This window comes from Leucobacter musarum subsp. musarum, assembly GCF_001273845.1.
Lineage (GTDB): Bacteria > Actinomycetota > Actinomycetes > Actinomycetales > Microbacteriaceae > Leucobacter > Leucobacter musarum.
The window spans coordinates 87,621-110,362 of sequence record NZ_JHBW01000065.1 but is presented as its reverse complement, the minus strand read 5'-3'; the positions used below and the strand labels follow the sequence as shown (position 1 = coordinate 110,362).

The 22,742-nt window shown below is 68.9% G+C and carries 19 protein-coding genes; 10 read left to right on the top strand and 9 right to left on the bottom strand.

Translation table 11 applies throughout. From position 1 onward, the window contains the following. The first annotated feature begins 1 nt into the window (after nucleotide 1). The 3 genes from CH42_RS03365 to CH42_RS03355 all read left to right on the top strand — a co-directional run bounded on the left by CH42_RS03365 (nucleotide 2) and on the right by CH42_RS03355 (nucleotide 4,279). Complete coding sequence (locus CH42_RS03365; RefSeq protein ID WP_053351803.1) at nucleotides 2-928, top strand: ABC transporter permease; 927 nt, start codon at nucleotides 2-4, stop codon at nucleotides 926-928. Next, nucleotides 928-2,778, top strand: a complete 1,851-nt coding sequence (locus CH42_RS03360; protein ID WP_053351802.1) for an ABC transporter ATP-binding protein — start codon at nucleotides 928-930, stop codon at nucleotides 2,776-2,778. The genes CH42_RS03365 and CH42_RS03360 overlap by 1 nt, the downstream gene beginning before the upstream one ends. 100 nt (nucleotides 2,779-2,878) lie before the next feature. Beyond that, on the top strand, nucleotides 2,879-4,279 hold the full coding sequence (locus CH42_RS03355; RefSeq protein WP_053351801.1) for an amidase: 1,401 nt from the start codon (nucleotides 2,879-2,881) through the stop codon (nucleotides 4,277-4,279). Between the two features lie 190 nt (nucleotides 4,280-4,469). Here CH42_RS03355 and CH42_RS03350 read toward each other — a convergent pair whose 3' ends face one another. Beyond that, a complete protein-coding gene (locus CH42_RS03350) occupies nucleotides 4,470-5,267 on the bottom strand; it encodes an SDR family NAD(P)-dependent oxidoreductase (protein WP_053351800.1) in 798 nt (265 codons plus the stop codon). A 97-nt stretch (nucleotides 5,268-5,364) separates the two neighbouring features. Further along, nucleotides 5,365-6,849: an aldehyde dehydrogenase family protein gene (locus CH42_RS03345; RefSeq protein WP_053352036.1), complete on the bottom strand. Its 1,485-nt coding sequence runs from the start codon at nucleotides 6,847-6,849 to the stop codon at nucleotides 5,365-5,367. A gap of 146 nt (nucleotides 6,850-6,995) precedes the next feature. Between CH42_RS03345 and CH42_RS03340 the strand changes: the two genes are divergently transcribed. The 3 genes from CH42_RS03340 to CH42_RS03330 are packed head-to-tail and all read left to right on the top strand — an operon-like array spanning nucleotide 6,996 to nucleotide 10,139. Next, nucleotides 6,996-8,132 (top strand): 3-isopropylmalate dehydrogenase, encoded by a 1,137-nt coding sequence (locus tag CH42_RS03340; RefSeq protein ID WP_053351799.1) that lies wholly within the window; start codon nucleotides 6,996-6,998, stop codon nucleotides 8,130-8,132. A gap of 57 nt (nucleotides 8,133-8,189) precedes the next feature. Then, nucleotides 8,190-8,639 (top strand): VOC family protein, encoded by a 450-nt coding sequence (locus CH42_RS03335; protein ID WP_193392067.1) that lies wholly within the window; start codon nucleotides 8,190-8,192, stop codon nucleotides 8,637-8,639. A 57-nt stretch (nucleotides 8,640-8,696) separates the two neighbouring features. After that, nucleotides 8,697-10,139 carry an MFS transporter gene (locus CH42_RS03330; protein ID WP_075205220.1) on the top strand — a complete coding sequence of 481 codons (1,443 nt, stop codon included), beginning with the start codon at nucleotides 8,697-8,699 and terminating at the stop codon, nucleotides 10,137-10,139. Between the two features lie 195 nt (nucleotides 10,140-10,334). Here the strand turns inward: CH42_RS03330 and poxB are convergent, their stop codons facing one another. The 3 genes from poxB to CH42_RS03315 form a co-directional block, all read right to left on the bottom strand. Continuing rightward, nucleotides 10,335-12,059, bottom strand: coding sequence for a ubiquinone-dependent pyruvate dehydrogenase (gene poxB, locus CH42_RS03325; protein ID WP_053351797.1), 1,725 nt, complete (start codon nucleotides 12,057-12,059; stop codon nucleotides 10,335-10,337). A 149-nt stretch (nucleotides 12,060-12,208) separates the two neighbouring features. Then, complete coding sequence (locus CH42_RS03320) at nucleotides 12,209-13,285, bottom strand: 2,3-butanediol dehydrogenase (RefSeq protein WP_053351796.1); 1,077 nt, start codon at nucleotides 13,283-13,285, stop codon at nucleotides 12,209-12,211. A 177-nt stretch (nucleotides 13,286-13,462) separates the two neighbouring features. Then, a complete protein-coding gene (locus tag CH42_RS03315; RefSeq protein ID WP_053351795.1) occupies nucleotides 13,463-13,798 on the bottom strand; it encodes a winged helix-turn-helix transcriptional regulator in 336 nt (111 codons plus the stop codon). Nucleotides 13,799-13,877: 79 nt separating this feature from the next. On the opposite strand from CH42_RS03315, the gene CH42_RS03310 reads away from it, so the two are divergent. Then, nucleotides 13,878-14,531 carry an FMN-dependent NADH-azoreductase gene (locus tag CH42_RS03310; RefSeq protein ID WP_053351794.1) on the top strand — a complete coding sequence of 218 codons (654 nt, stop codon included), beginning with the start codon at nucleotides 13,878-13,880 and terminating at the stop codon, nucleotides 14,529-14,531. Nucleotides 14,532-14,608: 77 nt separating this feature from the next. On the opposite strand, the gene CH42_RS03305 is transcribed toward CH42_RS03310, so the two are convergent. Beyond that, complete coding sequence (locus CH42_RS03305; protein WP_053351793.1) at nucleotides 14,609-15,640, bottom strand: NAD(P)-dependent alcohol dehydrogenase; 1,032 nt, start codon at nucleotides 15,638-15,640, stop codon at nucleotides 14,609-14,611. Between the two features lie 170 nt (nucleotides 15,641-15,810). Here CH42_RS03305 and CH42_RS03300 point away from each other — a divergent pair, with 170 nt between their 5' ends. Next, nucleotides 15,811-16,416 carry a DUF4870 domain-containing protein gene (locus CH42_RS03300; RefSeq protein ID WP_053351792.1) on the top strand — a complete coding sequence of 202 codons (606 nt, stop codon included), beginning with the start codon at nucleotides 15,811-15,813 and terminating at the stop codon, nucleotides 16,414-16,416. A gap of 43 nt (nucleotides 16,417-16,459) precedes the next feature. Further along, nucleotides 16,460-17,635 carry a flavin-containing monooxygenase gene (locus CH42_RS03295; protein ID WP_082309271.1) on the top strand — a complete coding sequence of 392 codons (1,176 nt, stop codon included), beginning with the start codon at nucleotides 16,460-16,462 and terminating at the stop codon, nucleotides 17,633-17,635. 61 nt (nucleotides 17,636-17,696) lie between these two features. Here the strand turns inward: CH42_RS03295 and CH42_RS03290 are convergent, their stop codons facing one another. From CH42_RS03290 to CH42_RS03280, 3 genes are all read right to left on the bottom strand, one after another. Next, a complete protein-coding gene (locus CH42_RS03290; protein ID WP_156322455.1) occupies nucleotides 17,697-17,996 on the bottom strand; it encodes a hypothetical protein in 300 nt (99 codons plus the stop codon). 411 nt (nucleotides 17,997-18,407) lie between these two features. After that, nucleotides 18,408-19,520 carry an NYN domain-containing protein gene (locus tag CH42_RS03285; RefSeq protein ID WP_053351790.1) on the bottom strand — a complete coding sequence of 371 codons (1,113 nt, stop codon included), beginning with the start codon at nucleotides 19,518-19,520 and terminating at the stop codon, nucleotides 18,408-18,410. A gap of 93 nt (nucleotides 19,521-19,613) precedes the next feature. After that, nucleotides 19,614-21,095 carry an amino acid permease gene (locus tag CH42_RS03280; RefSeq protein WP_053351789.1) on the bottom strand — a complete coding sequence of 494 codons (1,482 nt, stop codon included), beginning with the start codon at nucleotides 21,093-21,095 and terminating at the stop codon, nucleotides 19,614-19,616. Nucleotides 21,096-21,334: 239 nt separating this feature from the next. On the opposite strand from CH42_RS03280, the gene CH42_RS03275 reads away from it, so the two are divergent. Beyond that, nucleotides 21,335-22,732 (top strand): MFS transporter, encoded by a 1,398-nt coding sequence (locus CH42_RS03275; protein WP_053351788.1) that lies wholly within the window; start codon nucleotides 21,335-21,337, stop codon nucleotides 22,730-22,732. Nucleotides 22,733-22,742: the final 10 nt, after the last annotated feature.

Below are 22,742 nucleotides of genomic sequence, written 5' to 3'. Positions count from 1 at the left end.
CATGAGCACGCAACAGGTTCCCACCCCGCCCTCCCAGGCGCCGCGCACCAGCGCGATCAGCGCACCGGGCAACTCCAGCCTGAGCGGCGGGGCCGCGAAGCCCGGCCGCCGCAAGCTGTCGTCCACGCTGATCATCGGTCTCGTACTGATCGGGCTCGTCGCGCTCGCGGCCATCGTGTCGTTCGTGTGGACGCCCTACGACCCCACGCAGGCGATGCCGGCGGATCGCCTCCAGGGCTCCAGCGCCGCGCACCTCATGGGCACCGACAAGTACGGCCGCGATGTGTTCTCGGCGATGCTGTACGGCGCGCGCATCACGCTCTTCGTCGGCGTCATCTCGGTCGGCATCGCGATCGTCATCGGCACGCCCCTCGGCATCCTCGCGGGCATCCGTGGCGGGTGGATCGAGGAGGTCATCATGCGCGCCTCCGACATCGCGCTCGCCTTCCCCGCACTGCTGCTGGCGATCATGTTCAGCGCGGTCTTCGGCGCTTCGACGCTGACCGCCATGGTGGCGATCGGCATCGCGACCATTCCGGGCTTCGCCCGCGTCGCCCGCTCGGGCACCCTGCAGGTGATGACGACCGAGTACGTGCTCGCGGCGCGCGCGGCGAGCCAGTCGCGGTTCCGGATCGCCCTGCGTCACGTGCTCCCGAACATCGTGGGCATGGTCGTCGTGCAGTCGTCGGTCTCGTTCGCCCTCGCCGTGCTCGCAGAGGCCGGCCTGAGCTTCCTGGGCCTCGGCACGCCGCCGCCCACCCCGTCGTGGGGGCGCATGCTGCAGGAGTCGCAGCAGTTCCTCGGCACCGAGCCGATGCTGGCCGTGTGGCCGGGCATCGCCATCGCCATCGCGGTCATGGGCTTCAACCTGCTGGGTGACGGCCTGCGCGACCGCTTCGATCCGAAACTGAACGGGAGCCGCGGCTGATGCGCACCGAATCCACCGCCGGCGCTGCCGGACCCGCCGCGCGCGGCGACCTGCTGCTCCGCGTCGACGACCTCAACGTGCGCACCCCGCACCGCACCCTCGTCTCCGACTTCTCGCTGCATATGGCGCACGGCGAGCGCATCGGCCTGATCGGCGAGTCGGGGTCGGGCAAGTCGATGACCACGACCGCGCTCCTCGGCCTCCTGCCGAACGGCGTCACGGCCGACGGTTCGGTCGAGATCGACGGCTACGCGGGCAACCTGCTCGAGGCGCCCGAGCGCGATCTCATGAAGCTGCGCGGCAACGACGTGGCGATGGTGTTCCAGGAGCCGCTCACGGCACTCAACCCGCTGATGCGGGCGGGGGCGCAGATCGCGGAGATCATTCTGCAGCACAAGCTTGCGCCGACGAAAGCCGAGGCGAATCGCCGCGCCGTCGAGATGCTCGATGCCGTGCACCTGCCCGACCCGGCGCAGGCCGCGCGCGCCTACCCGCACCAGCTCTCGGGCGGTCAGCGTCAGCGCGTCATGCTCGCGATGGCGCTCGCGAATGACCCGTCGCTGCTGCTCTGCGACGAGCCCACGACGGCGCTCGACGTCACGGTGCAACGTCAGGTGCTCGATCTCATTCTCGAGCTTGTGCGTGAGCGCGGCACCGGCCTCCTCTTCATCACGCACGACCTGGCCGTCGTCGCGAACATGTGCACGCGCGTGCTCGTGATGAATCAGGGCGTCGTCGTCGAGGAGGGCACCACCGAAGACGTCTTCACCCGCCCGCAGCACCCCTACACGCGGGGACTGCTCGCGGCCTCCGACCTCGACGCGGTCGACGCGAACGGGCGGCTCTTCACCGTCGCGACAGCGCAGGAGTACGTGCCGCCGACCGCGGATGCGACTCTCGGTGCCGACGGCCTGCCCGCAGGTGCGGCGGCGGATCACCCGGCGCCCGCTGATCCGGCACCCGTCGCTGGTACGCCCGAGACCGCAGCGTCCGCGACACGCGCGCCCGCCGGCACTGCGACCGCAAGCACCTCGGCCGCCGAGCCCGCGATGCGCGTCACCGACCTCGTGCGCACCTACACCCGCGGCCGCACGAGCCTGTTCAAGCCGGCGCCCGAGGTGCACGCACTGAAGAGCATCTCGTTCGAGGTGCCCGAGGGCGGCCGCCTCGGCGTCGTCGGCGAATCGGGCTCGGGCAAGTCGACGCTGCTGCGCATCCTCGCGGGCCTCGACCAGCCCACTTCGGGCAGCGCGATCGTCGCCGGCAACGAGGTGAAGGGCGCGAAGGAAGCGCAGCTGCGCGAGCTGCGGCAGAACCTGCAGATCGTGTTCCAGGATCCGATGGGGTCGCTCGACCCGCGCATGACCGTCGAACAGATCATCTCGGAGCCGCTGCTCGTGCCCGGCCGCGGCGAGTCGGCAGCCGACCGCAAGCGCATGGTCGCCGAAATGTTGGAGGCGGTTGGGCTGCCCGCCTCGTCGGCCGAGCGCTTTCCGCACCAGTTCTCGGGTGGCCAGCGTCAGCGCATCTCGATCGCCCGCGCACTGATCTGCCGCCCGAAGGTGGTCGTCGCCGACGAGCCCGTCAGCGCGCTCGACGTCTCGGTGCGCGCGCAGGTGCTGAACCTGCTCGCCGACCTCGTCGACGAGTACGGGCTCACGCTCGTCTTCGTGTCGCACGACCTCAACGTGGTGCGGCACCTCTGCGACTCGGTGATTGTGATGCAGTCGGGCGAGATCGTCGAGGCCGGCGACACAGAGACCGTGTACCGCGCCCCGCAGCACCCCTACACGCAGCGCCTCATCGATTCGTCGCTGACGCTGCGACAGGAGCTCGCACAGAGCGCCTGACGCGGTGGGGCGCGGCGCGACCACGCGGCTCCCCACCCCGACCCGCGTCGCCGGTGCGCGCTCCCCCAGCCCGACCATTCACCCGAACGAAAGGCCCAGGATGACCTCGAACCGCCCCGCCTCCCTCGACGCCGCCGCGCTCAGCGCGCACTACGCCGACGGATCGCTCAGCCCCTCCGAGGTCGCCGAAGACGTCATCGCCCGCGTCGAGGCGCGCGAGCCTGAACTCAACGCGCTGTACCTGTTCGACGCCGCGCAGGTGCGCGCCGACGCCGCCGCGTCGACGGAGCGCTGGCGTTCGGGCACCCAGCTCGGCTCGTTCGATGGCGTGCCCGCCACGGTCAAGGAGAACATCGCCCGGGCCGGTCAGCCGAAGCCGGCGGGCACGGCGATCCCGAACCCGCCGATCGCAGCCCAGAACGCGCCCACGACCGTCCGCTTGCTCGAGGCCGGCGCGGTCATCGTCGGCACCACCACCATGCCCGACTGGGGCATGCTGTCGTCGGGCGTCTCGAGCCTGCACGGCATCACGCGCGGTGCGCTGAACCCCGCGCACACGTCGGGCGGATCCAGCGCCGGCGCGGGCACGGCCGCCGCAGCGGGCTACGGGCCGTTCCACATCGGCACGGATATCGGCGGATCCATTCGCCTCCCCGGCTCGTGGCAGGGGCTCACCGCGTTGAAGCCCAGCGAGGGGCTCATTCCGCTTGACGTGCCCTACACGGGTCGCGCGGCCGGCCCATTGACGCGCTCGGCCGCCGACACGATCCGCCTCATGTCGATCGTGGCGCAGCCCGACCCCCGCGACTACCTCACCCGCGCGTACCAGCCGATGGAGTGGTCGACGGAGCCGCTCTCGCCCGCCGGCCTGCGCGTCGCGCTGCAGCTGGACGCCGGGTCAGGCCTTGCCGTCGAGCCGGAGACCCGCGCCGCCGTCGAGCGCGCCGCAGCACTCTTCGAGGCTGCGGGTGCAACGGTCGTGCCGCTCGACCCCTTCGTACCCGCAACGGTGCTCGACGGTCTCGTGAACTTTTGGCGCAGCCGATCCTTCGCCGATTTCGAAGTGCTCTCGAAGGCCGACCGCGCTGCCGTACTGCCGTTCATCGCGGCCTGGTGCGAAGCCGGAGCAGGCTTCTCGGCCGCGCAGACCGTGCGCAACCGGGGCATGGCCGATGAGATGGCGCGCCTCACCCGCGCCGCGACCGAGCCGTTCGACCTCGTGCTGTCGCCGGTGACGCCGGTCGCCGCGTTCGCTGCCGAGGATCCGATGCCGATCACCGACCCGCTGCAGACCATGGGGCACATCTCGTTCACCGTGCCCTACAACATGTCGGGGCAGCCCGCCGTGTCGGTCGGCGCCGGCGTGCAGGCCGACGGTCGCACCATCGGCCTGCAGATCGCGGGGCGCATCGGCACCGACGATCACCTCATGCGGGTGGCGCTGTGGTTCGAGGGCGCGCGCGGGGCCGATGCCGAGGTGGACTGGGCCCGCGTAGCCTGAGTGCCGGGCGCGGGGCGCCTCGGCACCACCAGATTTCGTCTTGAGACACCTATTCGACGAATGAATACCACTATTGCCGAGAACTGGTAGTCATTCGTCGAATAGGTGCGCGAAGGCAACAGCTTGCGGTCCCCAGGCACGGCAGCGTCGAGCCGGGACGCCTCGGTGCGCCCCGGACCAACCCGAAACCCTACGACGCGGGCGGCGTAAAGCGTCCGTCGATCGCGGTCCAGCCGCCGTCGACGGTCAGTGTGGAGCCGGTCACGAACGATGACGCGTCTGAGGCGAGGTACACCACGGCGCCGGCCAGCTCGTCGGGGCGCGACCAGCGGCCGAGTGCGCTCTTCTGCGCGTAGGCGCCGTACCACTCGTCGTTCGCCTTGATCTGGGCGGTCAGCGGGGTCTCGACGACGCCGGGTGCCACCACGTTGACGCGCACGCCCTGCGCGCCGTATTCGGCGGCCGCGGTCTTCGCGAGCTGCACGAGCCCGGCCTTGGTCGCCGCGTAGACGCCCTGCCCGGGCTCGACGACCTGCGCGCGAATCGACGCGAAGCCGATGATCGACCCGCCACCGTTGGCGGCGAACTTCGTGCCGAACTGGCGAATGAGCTGGAACGACGCCCGCAGGTTGAGGTTCACGACGCGGTCGAACTCGTCGAGAGTGTAATCTTCCATGCGCTTGCGCACGTTGGTCGCAGCGGTGAAGACCAGCGCGGATGCCGTGCCGAAGCGCTCGGCGGCGGCAGCGACCGCGTCGTCGTCGAGCACGTTCAGCTCGTAGGCCTCGGCCACGCCGCCCTGTTCAGCGATCAGCGCAACCGTCGCCTCGGCGCCCTCGAGCGAGTAGTCGGCGACCACGACGTGCGCACCCTGCGCGGCGAGCGCCTGCGCCGACTCGCGACCGATGCCGCTGCCGGCGCCGATCACCACGATCGTGCGCCCGTCGAGGCGGAAGAGCTGCGAGTAGTCGATCGGCGAGTGGCTCATGCGGGGTTCTCCTGGATTTCGGTTCGTATCTGGGTATCGAGTGCGCTGCGCTGCAGTTCGATGTGCTGCGCGGCGGTGCGGGATCGCCGGGCCGGCGTCAGCCGCGCGCCCGCGGGCGGATCATCGCCATGCGCGTCACTGTGAACTCCTCGATGGCGAAGCGGGGGCCTTCGCGCCCGATGCCCGAATCTTTCACGCCGCCGTAGGGCATGATGTCGGATCGGAACCCGGGAATCTCGTTGACGACGACGCCGCCGACCTCGAGGCGGTCGATCGCGGCGAACGCGCTCTCGAGCGACGCGGTGTAGATGGCAGCTTGCAGCCCGTAGCGCGAGTCGTTGACGAGGTCGATCGCGTCGTCGATGGAGTCGACGGTCGTGAGGCACACGACGGGCCCGAAGATCTCTTCGCACCAGACGTCGACGTCGGCGGGCACGTCGCCGAGCACGATGGGGGCGAGGTGCGCGGCACCGCGCTGCTCCGAGACGGCACCGGGTCCGTCGGTCAGCAGCGTGGCGCCCGCGGCGAGCGCGCGGTCGATCATCGCGCGGATGCGCTCGCCCGAGGCGACGTTGATGACGGGGGCGACGTTGGTCGCGAGGTCGCGGGGATCACCAAAGACGAGCTCGCCCATGCGCTCGACGAGGCGGGCCGAGAAGTGCTCGGCGATCCCGCGCTCGAGCACGACGCGCTGCACCGAAATGCACGCTTGCCCGTTGGCGTAGAAGCCACCGCGCAGAACGGCGTCGACGGCGGCTTCGAGGTCGGCGTCGTTCGCGACGATGAAGCCGGTGTTCGAACCGAGTTCGAGTACGGCCTTGCGCGGTGCGGCCTGCTGGGCGATGAGGTGGCCGATCTTGGCCGAGCCCGTGAACGACACGATGGCCGCGCGCGGGTCGCGCACGAGGGTCTCGCCGACGATCGGGTCGCCGTTGACGAGCTGCACCGCGGCGGGCGTGACGCCGTGTGCTGCGAGGATTTCACGGGTGATCGCGAGCAGTTCGATGGTGGCGAGCGGCGTGTTCGGCGCCGGCTTGATGATGACCGGGCAGCCCGCGGCGATGGCGGGCGCGAGCTTGTGGGTCGCGAGCAGCAGCGGGTAGTTGAACCCGGCGATTCCGATGACGATGCCGGCTGGCTTGCGGGTGTAGTAGCCGATCATGCCGCGACCGAGCTCTTGCAGGTCGAGCGGCACCGTCTCGCCATGGATGTGCGAGACCTCTTCGGCGGTCGCCTCGAGCGTGACGATGGTGCGGTTCACCTCGGTGCGGCAGTCGACGCGCGGCTTGCCGGTCTCGAGCACCAAGAGGTCTTCGAGGTGTTGCGCCTCGGCGCGCACCCGGGCGGTGAGTTCGGTCAGGATCGCCTTGCGCTGCGCGGTGGTGAGCGCGGCGACCGCGGCCCGAGCCGCATCGGCGGCATCGAGGGCGTCGCGCGAATCCTGCTCGCCACTCACCGGGGCCGTGCCGATGACCGTGCCGTCGAACGGGAAGACGACGTCGGAGCTCGCCGCGAGCTCCCGCCACCCGTCGCCGATCGGCAGTGCGCCGGCGGGCGCGAGAAGATCGAGTGCGTGTGACATGGCGGCTCCCTGCGGCGTGAGCGCGCGGTTCGCGGTGCTGCGGTGCACCCGAGACGTCGCGCTGAGTGGTCTTACCATTTAATATAGATCACCAAGAGGCCCAATTCAAAGGCGTGTGCGGCCGACCGCCGTCGAAAGGATCGACCATGACGAACAGCTACACGATCGCGGTACTTCCCGGCGACGGCATCGGCCCCGAGGTGGTCGGCTGCGCGCTCGAGGTGCTCGACGCCGCCGAGCAGCGCTTCGGGTTCACGACCGACCGCAGCACCTTCGCCGCGGGCGCAAACCACTACCTCGAGACCGGCGAACTGTTCGACGCCGTCGAGGCGCAGCTGCGCGACAAGGACGCGATCCTGTTCGGCTCCATGGGAGACCCCCGCGTCACCCCCGGCATTCTTGAGCGCGGATTCATCCTCGAGATGCGTCAGCGCTTCCAGCAGGCGGCGAACGTGCGCCCGGTGCGCCTCTACCCCGGCGTGCCCACACCGATCGCCGATCTGGCTCCCGAGCGGTGCGAGATGGTCATCGTGCGTGAGAACACCGAGGGCGCCTACGTCGGCCGCGGCTCCACGGTGCACGCAGGCACCCCGAATGCGGTCGCGATGCAGGAGTCGCTGAACACGCGCGCCGGTATCGAGCGCGTGGTCGACTTCTCGTTCCGCCTCGCGCTCGGCCGCCGCAAGAAGCTGACGCTCGTGCACAAGACCAACATCCTGGTCGCCGCCGGGCAGCTCTGGCAGCAGGTCGTCAGCGAGGTCGGCGAGCGCTACCCGGAGGTCGAGCTCGACTACGTGCACGTCGACGCGATGTGCTTCCACCTGCCGCTCACCCCCGAGCGCTTCGACGTCGTGGTGACCGACAACCTCTTCGGCGACATCATCACCGATCTCGGCGCGGTGATCCAGGGCGGGCTCGGCGTCGCGACCAGCGCCAACCTCAATCTCGACGGCACCGCCCCCAGTATGTTCGAGGCGATCCACGGATCGGCGCCCGACATCGCTGGGAAGGGCTGGGCGAATCCCGCCGGGGCGATCCTCTCGCTCGCCCTCATGCTCGGTCACCTCGGCGAGGGCGAGGCGGCGCGCGCCGTCGAGGCCGCGACCGTCGAGGTGCTCGGATCGCTGCCCGCACTCGCGGGCGCAGACATGGGTGCGACGACCGCGGAGCTCGGATCGCAGATCGCGGCGATCGTGCGCGACGGCCGCGCCGACACCGGCCTCGTGCCCGACTCGTTGCTCGGCGTGCTCGCGGGTATCGCGCCGTCGCGTCTCGCGGCGTAAGTTCCGCACTGCACACCACTCTGGCACCGGGGGTTTCGAACGCGTATTCTCTGCCGTATGGCACTGCAGCGTTTGGATCACATCAGCATCGTCGTGCGCGACCTCGAGGCCGCGATCGACTTTTTCGTCGAGCTCGGCCTGAACGTCGACGGCCGCTCCCCGATCTCGGGTGACTGGGTCGACACGGTGGTCGGCATCCCTGGGCTGCGCGCTGAAATCGCGATGATGCGCACCCCTGACGGCAGCGGGATCATCGAACTCACCCGGTTCGACGAGCCCGCCGCCGTCGAGACGACGCCCTCGCCCGACACGCCCCAGGCGCTCGGGCTGCGCAGCATCATGTTCGCGGTGACCGACGTCGACGCCACGGTCGACCGCATGAGCGCGGTCGGCGGCGAGCTCATCGGGTCGATCGCCCGCTACGAAGACCAGTATCGTCTCTGCTACCTGCGCGGCCCCGAGGGCATCATCGTCGCGCTGGCCGAGGAGCTGACGCCGCAGGCCTGACCGGCGGGCCCGCCCCGCCGCCCGCTCGCCTCTTCACGCACCCGATACACTCCTCGCGTGGGGAATGCGGCGGAGAATCAACGGAATCGGCTTTCACGAACCCCTCCCCGGTGGGCCACCGTCGCCGCACTCGCATACGCGGGGCTCTGCTCGTCGTTCATGTTCACGCTCGTCGTGCCGCTGCAGGCCGAGTTGCCCGAGCTGCTGCATGCCTCGCGCGAAGATACCTCGTGGGTCGTCACGATCACCCTGCTCGTCGCAGCGGTCGCGACGCCGATCTCGGGTCGCCTTGGCGACCTCTTCGGCAAGAAGCGCGTGGTCGTCGTGCTGCTCGCGGTGCTCATCGTCGGCTCGGTGATCGCCGCCGTGTCGGGCACGATCGTGGGTGTCATCATCGGGCGCGCGCTGCAGGGCGTGGTGACCGGCGTGATTCCTCTGGGCATCGCGATCATGCGCGACGTGCTGCCGCCCGAGCGACTCGGCACGGCCGTCGCGCTCATGAGCGCCACGATGGGCGTGGGCGGTGCGGTGGGGATGCCCCTCGCCGCATATCTCGCGATCAACGCCGACTGGCACGCCCTGTTCTGGCTCGCCGCCGGGCTCGGCGTGCTCGGTGTGCCGCTGATCGCCTGGCTCGTGCCCGGTGACGTGCTGCGCAGCTCCGGTCGGCTCGACGTGCTGGGCGCGATCGGGCTCGCGATCGGCCTCACCGGCATCCTGCTGTTCGTGTCGCGCGGCGCAGACTGGGGCTGGACGTCGCCGCTCACGCTGACCACCATCATCGGCGGCATCGCGGTGCTGCTGCTGTGGGGCTGGTACCAGATGCGGGCGAAGGATCCGCTGCTCGATCTCAGGGTCGCCGCCCGCCCCGCGGTGCTCTTCACCAACATCGCCGCGATCGGCATGGGCTTCGCACTGTTCTCCTCGAACGTCGCGTTTCCGCAACTGCTCGAGTTGCCCGTCGCCTCGGGGTCGGGCTTCGGCCTCGACATGATGCAGGCCGCTCTCGTCGTGATGCCCGCCGGCATCGTGATGATGATCATCTCGCCGCTCTCGGGGTGGCTCGAGCGCACTGTCGGCCCGCGGCCACTCTTCACCGCCGGCACGGCCACGATCGTGCTCGCCTACGCGTTCATGCTGATCTGGTCGAGCGAGGTATGGCACGTCTTCGCCGCGAACCTGCTCATCGGCGTGGGCATCGGGTTCACCTTCGCCGCGATGCCGATGATCATCATGCGTTCGGTGCCCGCGCACGAAACCGGCGCTTCGAACGGACTCAACGCGCTGTTCCGCTCCGTCGGCACGTCGAGCGCGTCAGCCGTGATGGGCGGGGTACTCGCCGCGATGACGACGGAGTTCAACGGTCAGGCGATGCCGAGCCGCGCCGCGTTCGATGTGTGCTTCTGGCTCGCGATCGGCGCCGGCGTCATCGCGCTGGTGCTGTCGCTGTTCATTCCGCGCGGTGCGGGCCAGGAGCAGCGCCCGGCGCTCCCGAACTAGCCCGGCCTGCCGCGCACCCCGATCCGGCCCCTCCCGCGGAGCCGCCGCCGCGGCAGCTGCGCACACCCCGTCCCCTCCGCCGAGCCCCTCCATTCTCGCCGAGCCCCTCTCATCTGTGCGCACAGATAGGAGGGGCTCGGCGAGATTGCAGGGGTTCAGCGGCTCAGATCAGGGGCGTTGGGTGCAGTATCCCGCTCAGAACAGCTGGCGCCAGTTCGCGCGGGCGAGGTCGAGCAGTTCGTCGCCGCGGCCCGACATGACGGTGCGGATCGCGTAGAGCGCGAACCCCTTCACCTGTTCGGCGGTGACGGCGGGCGGCATCGAGAGCTCCTGTCGCTCGGTGACCACGTCGAGCAGCGCTGGGCCGTCGTGAGCGAGCACCTCGGCGAGCGCCGCGGGCAGATCCTCCGACCGTTCCACGCGCCGCGCGAAGATGCCGAGCGCCTGCGCCACATCGGCGAAGTTCGGGTTTTCGAGGTCGGTGCCGTAGTTCACGAATCCGGCCGCCTTCATCTCGAGCTCCACGAAGTTCAGTGACGAGTTGTTCACGACGATCGTCTTCACCGGCAGGCGGTTCTGCGTGAGCGTGATGAGCTCGCCGAGCATCATCGCGAGCCCACCGTCGCCCGCGAGCGCGATGACCTGCCGGCCGGGGTGCGCGGCCTGCGCACCGATGCCGTGCAGCAGCGCGTTCGCCATGGAGCCGTGGCTGAACGAGCCGATGAGTCGGCGCTTGCCATTCATGGTGAAGTAGCGGGCGGCCCACACGGTGGGTGATCCGACATCCGCGGTGAAGACGGCGTCGTCGGCCGCCGCGTCATCGAGCAGCTTGGCGAGGTACTGCGGGTGGATCGGCTGCGCGCGCTTCGACGGCACCGCGAGCTCGTCGAGCTTCGCGCGGGTCTTCACGTAGTGCGCCCGGGCGTCGTCGAGGTGCATGCGGTCGCGACCACCCGTGATGCGCTCGAGCAGTGCATGAGCCGTCGCGCCCGCGTCACCGACCAGCCCCAGATCGACGGGGTGCCGACGGCCGAGTTGCTCGCCGCGAATATCGACCTGGATCGTGCGGGCCTTCTCGGGATAGAACTGCGCGTACGGAAAATCCGTGCCGAGCATCAGCAGGGCGTCGGCGCCATCCATCGCGCGGAACCCCGAGGCGAACCCAAGCAGACCGGTCATGCCGACATCGAACGGGTTGTCGTATTCGATAAATTCCTTGCCCCGTAGCGCGTGCACGATGGGGGCGCCGAGGCGATCCGCCAGCGCGACCACCTGCTCGTGCGCGCCTTCGACGCCGGCACCGGCGAGGATGGTGACCCGCTTCGCACCGTTCAATATCTCGGCGGCGCGATCGAGCTCGGCATCGTTCGGCACCACGACGGGGCGGGCCCGTTCGATGACATGGGTCGCGGTCGTCAGCGCGTCGGCCAGCGCGACGTCGCCCGGGATCACCACGACGGCGACGCCCCGGCGCTCGATGGCGGTGCGCATCGCAATCTCGAGCACGCGCGGCATCTGGCTCGGGCTCGCGACGTACTCGCTGTAGACGCTCGCCTCGCGGAAGAGGTCTTGCGGGTGCGTCTCCTGGAAGTAGTTGGTGCCGATCTCGCTCGTCGGAATGTGGGCGGCGATCGCGAGCACGGGCACGCGCGAACGGTTCGCGTCGTAGAGCCCGTTGATGAGGTGCAGGTTTCCGGGGCCGCAGGATCCGGCCACCACCGCCAGCTCACCCGTCGTCGCCGCGTCGGCGGCGGCAGCGAACGCCGCCGATTCTTCGTGCCGCACACGCACCCAGCGAATCGACCCGTCTTTGCGGAGCGCGTCGGTGAACCCGTTCAGAGAGTCGCCCGGCAGGCCATAGACCCGTTCGACTCCGTTGGACTTCAGTGTGGCGACGATGTGTTCGGCGACGGTGGTCATGGGGCGACCTCTCTGTTCGGTGGAGCGTCGGTGGGGTGTGGGTGGAGCGAGTACTACTGCGGCACTTCGGTGTTGTGTAAGTGCGGTTTTCCCGGGAGGGGTGACGACCCGGCGGCGCGAGTTGCCCGCACCGCCGGGAGGCACTCAGTTCAGAGGCCGGCGCCGCTCGGCGAGACGAGGATCTTCACCGCGGTCTCGTTGTGGTTGATGAGCGTATCGAAGCCCTGGGAGACGAGATCGTCGAGCGCGATCTTTCCGGTGATGAACGGCTTCAGGTCGATCTTGCCGCTCTCGACGAGCGCGATGGTGGCCGGATGGTCGTTGACGTACGCGATGGTGCCGCGCAGGTCGATCTCCTTCAGCACGAGCTTCTGCATATCGAGGCTTGCCGGGTGACCCCAGATGGAGATGACGACGATAACGCCCTGGGGTCGCACCGCGTCGACCAACGTGTCGAACACCACCTGCACGCTCGTGGCTTCGAAAGCGACGTCGGCCCCTCGCCCGCCGGTGAGTGCCTTCACCTCGGTAACGACATCGACCTCGGCGGGGTTCAGCGCGACGTCGGCGACGCCCGCGTCGAGCGCCTTCTGGCGACGCAGCGAGCTGATCTCAGAGATGATGACGTTGACCCCCTCGGCCTTCAGCACCGCAGCGGTCAGCAGCCCGATTGGCCCGGCACCGCCGATCAGCGCCCACTTGCCGGCCTCGACACCCGAGCGCTTGACGGCGTGGTGGGCCACTGAGAGGGGCTCGATGAGCGCTGCCTCGTCGAGGGCCACCGTCTCGGCGACGGGGTGCACCCAGCGGCGTTCGACGACGACGTTCTCGGAAAGCCCGCCACCGCGCCCACCCAATCCGATGAAGTTCATGTGCTCGGAGAGGTGATAGTCGGTGCTTTCGGGGCCGGTATCGACCGAGGAGTCGATGATGTACGGCTCGACCACGACGTGCTGCCCGACCTCCAGGTCGGTGATCCCCTCACCGAGCTCGCTGATCACACCCGAGAACTCGTGCCCGAGGGTCACCGGCGCATCCTCGCCAGAGATCGGGTGCGGGTGGCCCGCCGGCGGCACGAAGATCGGGCCGTCCAAGTACTCGTGCAGGTCGCTGCCGCAGATGCCGGTCCAGGCGACTTCGATGCGCACCGTGCCTGGCTGCAGGGGCTGGGGGTCGATGTCCTCGATACGGATGTCTTCACGGCCGTAGTACCGAGCTGCTCGCATGGTGGTTCCCTCTCTACGGAGGGCAGGATCGCCTTCGGTCCGGTACCAGCAGTCATCCCGCTCTCCCGCGTCTTCGACCCTACGCCGGTGCCGCGAGCGGTTCCAGGGGGCGTGACGACGTTCGCGGCGAGCGTAGACGCAGCGACGAGCCAGGCGGTGCCCGGCGGCGCAATGATCCTAGCTGCGTGCCGGCAGGTTGGCTTCGGCCCAGCGGCCGAGATCGTCGAGCACGGGCAGGAGTTGCTCGCCGCCGACAGTGAGCGCGTAGTTCACGGAGACGGGTGGGCCCGCGTCGACCGTGCGCGAGACGAGCATCGCCTCGGCCAGCTCGGTGAGGCGGTCGGAGAGCACGGCGTCACTGATACCGGGCACAGCTCGTCGCACCTCGGCGAACGACAGCGCCCCGCTGCCGAGCGCGTCGATGATCATGCCGTTCCAGCGCTTGCCGAGAATGGAGAAGGCGAGACTGACGGCGGCATCGCATTCGTGCCGGTCGTGCTGGGGGTCTGCCATGCTCCGATTGTACCGTGCTACACTCAGCCGAGTCGCTCAGAAAAACATAGCGACTATGAGCAACTTGATTGGAGTCAGTGTGACCCTCTTCCGCCTGGATGCGAGCATCCTCCCCGCCACCTCCGCCAGCCGTGCACTCGGCGACCTTGTCGAGCAGGAGTGGACCGCGGCCCACCCCGACTCCGCGATCGTGCGCCGCGACGTGGCCGCGAACCCCATCTCGGCTGAGGTCTGGCAGACCGCCGTCACCACCGGGTTCGTACCCGAGGCCGACCGCAACGACCAGCAGCGCGCCGCAGCCGAGCTCGCGACCACGCTCGCCGACGAGCTCATCTCGGCCGACGCCCTGCTCTTCACCGTGCCGCTCTACAACTTCGGCGTCTCGCAGCACTTCAAGACCTGGTTCGACGTCGCGTACACCGATCCACGCATCAACCCCGAGGGCACCGCGCTCCAGGGCAAGCCGGCGACGCTCGTCACGGTGCTCGGCGGCAACTACAGCCCCGGCACACCCAAGGAGGGCTGGGACCACTCGACGCCGTGGCTGCGCCGCGTGCTCGAGGATGTCTGGGGGCTCGACCTTCGCGTGGTGGAGCGCCCCTTCACGCTTGTCGGCGTGAACCCTGCGCTCGACGCCTTCGCTGATCTCGGCGCCTCGCTCAAGGAGCAGGCAGAAGAGCACGCCACTCGTTCGGGCCGCGAGCTCGCCGAGCTGCGCGCGCAAGCGGCCTAAGCGCCCATCGCAGCAGAACGGCCTGCCCCATCTCGATGATGGGGCAGGCCGTTCGCGCATGTCAGGGTCGGGCTCGCCTACTTGCCCGGCACGATCACGGCGCGGCCGCGAACCTTGCCCGCGTGGAGCTGCTCGTACGCCCGGGGAGCATCGTCGAGCGAGTACTCCTCAACGTGGATGCTGATGGCCCCGCGCTTCGCGAGCTCCACGACCTCCATGAGCTCGGTGCGCGAGCCCCAGTTGATGGCGCGCCCGTTCACATCGAGTGGCACCGTCGTCTGACCGATCGGCACCGACCCTGAGGCGACGCCGACGACCACGATCTGCCCGCCCACGCGAATCATGCCCGCCGCAAGGTCGGCCGTCGGCTGGATGCCGACGAAGTCGAACACGGCGTCAGCGCCGAGACCGCGGGTCAGATCCTTGACCGCGGAGATCGCATCAGGGTTCGAGAGGAATGCCTCGTCAGCACCGACCTCGAGGGCGAAGTCGAGACGATCCTGCGCGACATCGAATACCACCACCCGCGTCTGCGACAGCGCCTTCAGCAGCTGAATCGCCACGTGGCCCAGCCCGCCCGAGCCGATCACGACAGCAGTGGTGCCGGGCGTCAGCTTCGGCAAGGCCGACTTGATAGCGCGGTACGGGGTGAGTGCGGCATCGGTGAGCGACACGTTCTGCACCGGATCGAGATCGCCGATCGGCACGAGGTGGCGGGCATCGTCGACGAGCATGTACTCGGCCATGCCGCCATCGCTGAAGATGCCGGGCGCGCGCATGCCGTGCTCGCAGTTCTGCTCCTCGCCGCTCGCGCAGGGATAGCAGCGGCCGCAGCCCCACGGACCGTAGACGATGACGCTCTCACCGATCTCGAGCCCGGTCACACCCGCGCCGAGTTCGTCGACGGTGCCCGCGACCTCGTGGCCCAGGGTGAGCGGCAACGGCTTGAAGTAGTAGTCCTCAGCGCTCGCCCCCATGATGAACTCATCTGAGTGGCAGGCGCCGGCGGCAGTCACCTTGAGCAGGATCTCGCCCGGCCCCGGAACGGGCTTCTCCACCTCGACCAGCTCGGGCCGGCCTCCGATTTCACGGTACTGCAGTGCGCGCATGGGGCTCCTGCTTTCTCCGGGCTCGTGACCCGGCGTCTGCGCACGGCTGCGTGCGCGGGGCGAACGGCGCGTCGGGATTCTGGCGGCCGCAACGAGCGTACTCCCGCAAGATGAACGAAACGGAACGGAACGCTCCGCGGAGTGTCGGCGGCCTCGCCTAGCATTGAGGCATGAGCGCTACCGAACCCGCTGAGCCGCAGCAGGAGCAGCCCCAGCCGCAGTATGCACCGCCGCAGGCCCCACAGGTTCAGGTGTCTCAGCCCCAGCCCCAGTACGCGCCACCGCAATACGCGCAGCCCCAGTACGCACCGCCGCAGTACGCACACCCACAGCCCCAGCAGGCCTACGCGGCACCGGGCCAGCCGAATCCTTACGCCCAGTACGCGCGCCCCGCGACCGGCGCCGCGGCGTGGGCGGTCGGATTGATCGCGTGCTCGTTCATCCCGGGCGTCTCAGCGATCGCCGCGTGCATCGTGATGCTCATCGTCGGGGCGCAGGCGCGCAAGCGCGGCGGCCTGGCCGAGGCGAATGGGCGTGCCGCGATGAACTGGGCGTTCACCTACCTGTTCGCGACCATCGTGCTGCTCATCGCCCACCTTGCACTGCTCCTCTCGCTGACAGACACCGAGTACGCACGCGGTTTCTTCCCGATCGGCATCCCGATCACTATTTGGCTACTGCTCAGCATCGTGCACGTCGTGTTCTCGATCGTCGGCCTCGTGCGGGCATCGAGTGGCAAGGAGTTTCGTGCCTGGTCGATTCCCGTGATCAGGTAGTGCGCACGGGAATGGGGTGCACGGTGCAGCCGTTGTACCGCGTGTGAACGCCCCCGAGATCCTGCCCGCCCTCGTGATCGGCGCCGGGCAGGCGGGTCTCTCCGCCTCGTTCCACCTGCAGCGACTCGACATCGATCACGTGGTGCTCGACGCCGATCACGGCCCCGGCGGAGCCTGGCAGCATCGCTGGAACGCCCTCACGATGCGCGACGTCCACGGCGTCGCCGAGCTTCCGGGCAGCGCCCCTCCCCCGCGCACGGCTGAGCGGGCGAACCTCGCGATCCCCGAGTACTTCACCGAGTACGAGCGCGCGCACGAGCTTCCGGTGATCCGCCCCGTACACGTCGAACGCGTCGAGAACGACGCGCAGGATCCGCAGTTGCTCGAGACTCACGCGCACGACCGAGTGTGGCGCTCGCGCACGATTGTCAACGCCACCGGCACCTGGTCGCAGCCGTTCGTACCGCGTTACCCCGGCATGGAATCATTTGCCGGCGAGCAGGTGCACACGGTGGCGTACCCGGGCCCCGAGCATTTCATCGGTAAGCGCACGCTCGTCGTGGGCGGCGGGGCGTCGGCTGTGCAGTTTCTCGGCGCCCTCGCCCCCATCACCGACACGGTCTGGGTGACGCGGCGCGAGCCCGTGTGGCGCACCGACGATTTCACGCCTGAAGCCGGCGCCGCATCGGTCGCACTGGTCGAGCAGCGCGTCGCCGCAGGGCTGCCCCCGCAGAGTGTGGTGAGCGTCACCGGCCTGATGCTGCGCGAGCAGGAGCGCGAGGCCGAGCGCCTCGGCGCGTATCGCGCACGACGCCCAATGTTCGCGAGTATTGAGCCGCGCGGCGTGCGCTGGGCCGACGGGTCATTCGAACCGGTCGACATCATTCTGTGGGCGACGGGCTTTCGGCCCGCCATCGCTCACCTCGCGCCGCTGCACCTCCGGAGTGCCGCGGGCGGCATCCAACTCGATCGCGGCGGGCGCGGCACGACCGCCGTTGCCGACCCGCGCGTGCAACTCGTGGGGTATGGCCCGTCGGCGAGCACCATCGGGGCAAACCGTGCCGGACGCACCGCGGCAACCGGCGTGCGCCGGTACCTGAAGGGCATCGCTGGTGCGGGCGCAGCGGATGTGGTCACCACAGACGCGCGTACCAGAAAAGCGCACGACGCAGCGCCACAGACCGCAGCGCCACAGACCGCAGCGCCGCTCACGGCTTGAGCCGGCCGCTCGACCCGCAGTCGAGGCGACCGGCTCAGACGTGTGCACGCGCGGCAACGACTTACAGCGTGCGATGCAGCCGCGGGTGCTGCGCAGCGGCCGCGTCGTAGGCGGCACGGGCCTCGCGCGCGACGACCGCGAGCTCGTGCGGGGTGGGCTGATGCTCCGCGCGGCCAGATGCGGTCGCACCCGAGCGCAACAGCAACCAGAGACCGACCCGCAGCTTCGCGCGGTCGAGCAGTGAGAGTCGTGCGAGCGCTGCGCCGCTCGGCACGGTGACGGACAGATGGACGGGGTGCGCCGGCTGCGGCGCTGACGAGGCGAGGCGCGGGGCGCGCTCGGTCGTCGAGTGGGTACTCACGATGAGATCCTTCGATGAAGTGAACTGCGTGCCCGATCGGTCGACGATTCGGGCTGGGCGATCCGGTGCGGAATCGCTTGGCGCGCTCACGCATCCGCTGTACATGCGGAGGGGCGAACAGCGCCTGGAGGGTCCGGCTGCGTCGGCCCGGTCACCGCGTTGCGGCGACGATCACCGGTGGCCTACGCGGCGGCCGAGAAGGGGCCGGCGAATGCTGAGCGGAAAACGACCGCAGCACGCGTGGCTCCCTGCACTGGGATGAAATCGATGGCGTCCATGTTCCGCACCTCCTCGCGAACTCGTGTGGATTCCACGGTAGAGCGACCCTGAGCGCCACGTCAAGCGTGTTCCCAGGTTCGCCGATATCAGCGCGGGATCACCCCACGCCCTCGCCCCGCCGCTCGGGGGTGTTTACTCGCTCTGGTCGCGGAGGCGCACCAGGCGCTCGTGCCCGGTCTCTTCGAGCTCGGCGACGTCGGAGCGCGACTTCAGGAAGTCGGAGAACGAGCGGAACCCGAGGGCCTTCTCGCTGAACGACGGGTCCATGCGGCGCATCTGCTGCTTTACCGCGGAGCTGTAGAGCCAGCCCGAGTCATCCTTGTCTTGGCTCAGCCAGAGGGCACGGATCAGCAGGCCGGTGACCGCGAGCTCAGCATCTTCAGCCGACTCGATCGCGTCACCCGGCTCGACGTCGAGGGCTGCTTCTTGGGCCGCCGAGAGCGCCGTTTCGAGGCCCTGCTCGAACGAGGTCTCGTCTGCAGTCTCCGAGGCGGCCGGCGCATCCGTCGACTGGCCCCCGCGCCCGCCTCGGCCGCGCGAGCGCTTCGGCGGCTCCTCGCGAGGCGTCTCTGACTCTCCGGTCGCAGTGCCGCCCTGCTGTGCCTCGGAGGCCCCTTGATTCGCCGACTGCGACGCGGGCTTGCGCGAGCGTCCCGACGCGTTCGTCGCCCGCGCGATTGACTCGATGCCGGGGAGCGCGTCGTACGAGGCGAATTCGTCGCACGCCGCAGTGAGCGCCTTCGCCGTCGAACCGGCGACGCCGACGCCCACCACGTAACGGCCGAGTCGTTTGCAGCGCTGCGCGAGCGGCACGTAGTCGGAGTCACCGGCGACGATCACGACGTGGGTGAGGTCGTCGAGGCGGAACATATCTTCGACCGCGTCGACCGCGAGGCGAATATCGGCGCCGTTCTTGGCGTACGCCGCAGCCGGGAAGAGCTGCACCAGGTCGACGGCGCGCGAGACGAGCTGAGAGCGGTACTCGGCGTTCATCGGCGCCGACCAGTCGGCGTAAGCGCGCGTCAGCACGAGCGTGCCGAACGATGAGGCGTAGTCGATGATGGCGCCGACGTCGACAACCGCTGCGCGCAGGCGCTCGGCGATCTCGGGCTCCGAAGGATTCTCGGCGATGCGCTGGCGATCCCGCGCGAATGAATTGCGCCCGTGCACACGGTCATACCACGAGAGCACGATGTTATCGAAGTCGAGGTAGACCGCGACGCGGCCGTTCTGGGTATCCGCCACGCCCCCAGTCTGTCAGGCTTCGGCGCGCACGCAAACGGCGGCGGGTTCGGGCGAGCCCGATCCCGCCGCCGCACGGTGCGCGCGAACGACGCGTTACGCCTCGAGCGCTGCCTCTGCCTGCGCGGCTTCGGCCTGGGTGGCCTTGCGCTTCGCCAGCCCGCGTCGCACGAACGGCCAGCAGATGACGAGCACCACGGTCGCGATCAGGCTCGTCCAGACCTGCGTGCGGCCCGACTCCGAGGTCAGCATGATCACGAGCACGGTGATGATGGCGGCGATCAGCAGCAGATTGAGCCACGGGTGCAGCCACATCTTGAGTTTGAGGCCCGCGACCTCCTCCGGCGTCATCTTCTGGCGCATGCGCATCTGCGTCAGCGCGATGAACCCGTAGACGAAGAGGGCGACGAGACCGGCCGAGTTCATGATGAACGAGAAGACGCCCGAATCGGGAGCAGCGAAGTTCACGATCGTCGCGACGACGCCGCCGATCGTGGACGCCAGCAGTGCGGCGACCGGGATGCCGTTCTTCGCCTTCTTCGCGATGAACTTCGGCGCGAAGCCCTGCTCCGCGAGCGACGAGAACATGCGCGACGCCGAGTAGAGGCCCGAGTTCAGCACCGAGATCACGGCGGTGAAGATCACCAGCTGCATGACGATCGCGGCACCCGGCAGGCCGAAGAGTTCGAACACCTTCGTGAAGGGCGCCGAGGCGACATCGACGGGCTCGGGCAGCTCGTCCCAGGGGATGATCGTGGTGATGATGAGCACAGCGCCCACGAAGAAGAGCAGGATGCGCCAGATGACCGTGCTGCTCGCCTGACGGATGCCCTTGGCCGGGTCTTCCGATTCGGCCGACGCCATGACGGCGATCTCGGTTCCGAAGTACGAGAAGATCACCAGAGCGACACCGGTGAAGGCCACGCCGTACCCGTTCGGCGCGAAGCCGCCGTGCTCCCAGAGGTTCGGAATCGAGAACGATGCGTTCGGCCAGAGGCCAAACGCGAAGAGCACGCCGGCGCCCAAGAAGACGACGATCGCGAGCACCTTGATGCTGGCGAGCCAGAACTCGACCTCGCCGAACGTGCGCACCGAGATGAGGTTCGCACCGACGAAGATGGCGAGCAGCAGCAGCGAGCCGGCCCACGACGGCAGCCAACCAAACCAGCCGTGCAGGGTCTCACCCCCGAGCACCGCCTCGTAGGCGAGCACGCCGACCCAGAAGTACCAGTAGAGCCAACCGACCAGGTACCCGGCCCAGTCGCCGAGACCGACGCGGGCGTACTCCATGAACGAGCCGATCGCGGGCCGAGCCGCCGCCATCTCGCCGAGCATGCGCATGGCGAGGAAGACGAGCAGGCCGCCGATGAGGTACGAGAGCACGGCGGCTGGGCCGACGGTGCGGATGACGTTGCCCGAACCGACGAAGAGGCTCGCGCCGATGATGCCGCCGAGGGTGATCATGGTGACGTGACGGGAGCGCAGCTTCTTCTGCGCTACTTGCACGGAGCCGGCCGAGGTCTCGGGCGACACGGGCCTCGAGTATGCGGACTTCGGGTCGTGTGATGCGGAATTCATTACCGGGAGAGGTGCCTTACTCGCTCGCGTCCGGCCCACTTCGCGGGCCTGGGAATAACCCGAGAATGATAAGTCAAAGATCGTGCAATGTGAAATCGAATGACGCAATACGGACCGAGTCCAAGAAATATGCACTCGCCTTCTATGCGCACCCGAGACCTTGCGGCAACGTATTCGAAATCGTATATTATCGAGCGTGCGGTATGCGCCGCAGTACCTCGTCACAAAGGAGTGCCCGAATGTCCACAGCTCCCCACCAGGGATCGCTGACCCCGACCGGAACCATCGCGACGACCCACGATCGTCGTCGCGTCGCCTTCGCCACCGTCGTCGGCACCACCGTCGAGTGGTACGACTACTTCATCTACGCCTCGGCCGCAGGCCTCGTCTTCAGCCAGCTGTTCTTCGAACCGGCGGGCCAGGGCATCGGCACGATCCTGTCGTTCCTCACCGTCGGCATCAGCTTCCTGTTCCGACCGCTCGGCGCCTTCCTCGCCGGCCACTTCGGCGACCGCTTCGGGCGTCGCATCGTGCTCGTCGTCACCCTCATGCTCATGGGTGCGGCAACGGTGCTCATCGGCTTGCTGCCCACCTACGGTCAGATCGGGATCGCCGCGCCGATCCTGCTCATTCTGCTGCGCATCTTGCAGGGCGTCTCAGCCGGTGGCGAGTGGGGCGGCGCCGTGCTGATGGCCGTCGAACACGCACCGCGCGATCGCCGCGGACTCTTCGGCGCGATGCCGCAGATCGGCGTGCCGATCGGCCTGCTGCTCGCCAGCGCGATGCTCGCCATCATGAACATCATCTTCCCGGGCGACGCGTTCATCGAGTGGGGCTGGCGCATTCCGTTCCTGTTCTCGATCGTGCTGATTCTCGTCGGCTACTGGGTGCGTCGCCGCGTCGAAGAAAGCCCGGTCTTCACCGAGATCGCGGAGCGCAAGGAGCAGACTGGCGCCCCCGTCGTCAAGCTGTTCGCGCGCTTCACTCCCCTGGTGATCCTCGCCGCACTCGTCTTCGCGGGCAACAATGCCGTGGGCTACATGACCACGGGCGGCTACGTGCAGAACTACGCCACCAACCCCGACGGCCCCGTCGGTCTCGACCGCGGCGACGTGCTGTGGGCGGTCACCGCGTCGTCGGTCACGTGGCTCATCTCGACATTCATCGCCGGCTGGATCTGCGACCGCATCGGCCGCCGCACCACCTACATTCTCGGCTGGGTACTGCAGGGCGCCGCGCTCTTCGCACTGTTCCCGCTCGTCAACACCGGCAACCCCCTGCTGCTCGCCTGCGGCCTCATGCTGCTGACCGTCGGGCTCGGGTTCACCTACGGCCCGCAGTCGGCGTGGTACTCCGAGATGTTCCCGGCATCGGTGCGCTTCTCGGGGGTCTCGATCTCGTACGCGATCGGCGCGATTCTCGGCGGCGCCTTCGCCCCGACGATCGCGGCCTGGCTGCAGCAAACGACGGGCACCTCGACCTCGGTGACGTTCTACCTGCTCGGCATGACCGCGCTCGGCCTCATCGCGACACTGCTGCTGCGCGACCGCAAGGGCATCTCGCTGCGCCCGGGCGACGAAGAAGAGCAGCACGAGGGCATCTACATCTGGCAGCCGGCCCACCAGCCGCGCGGCTAGCGGCGGCTAG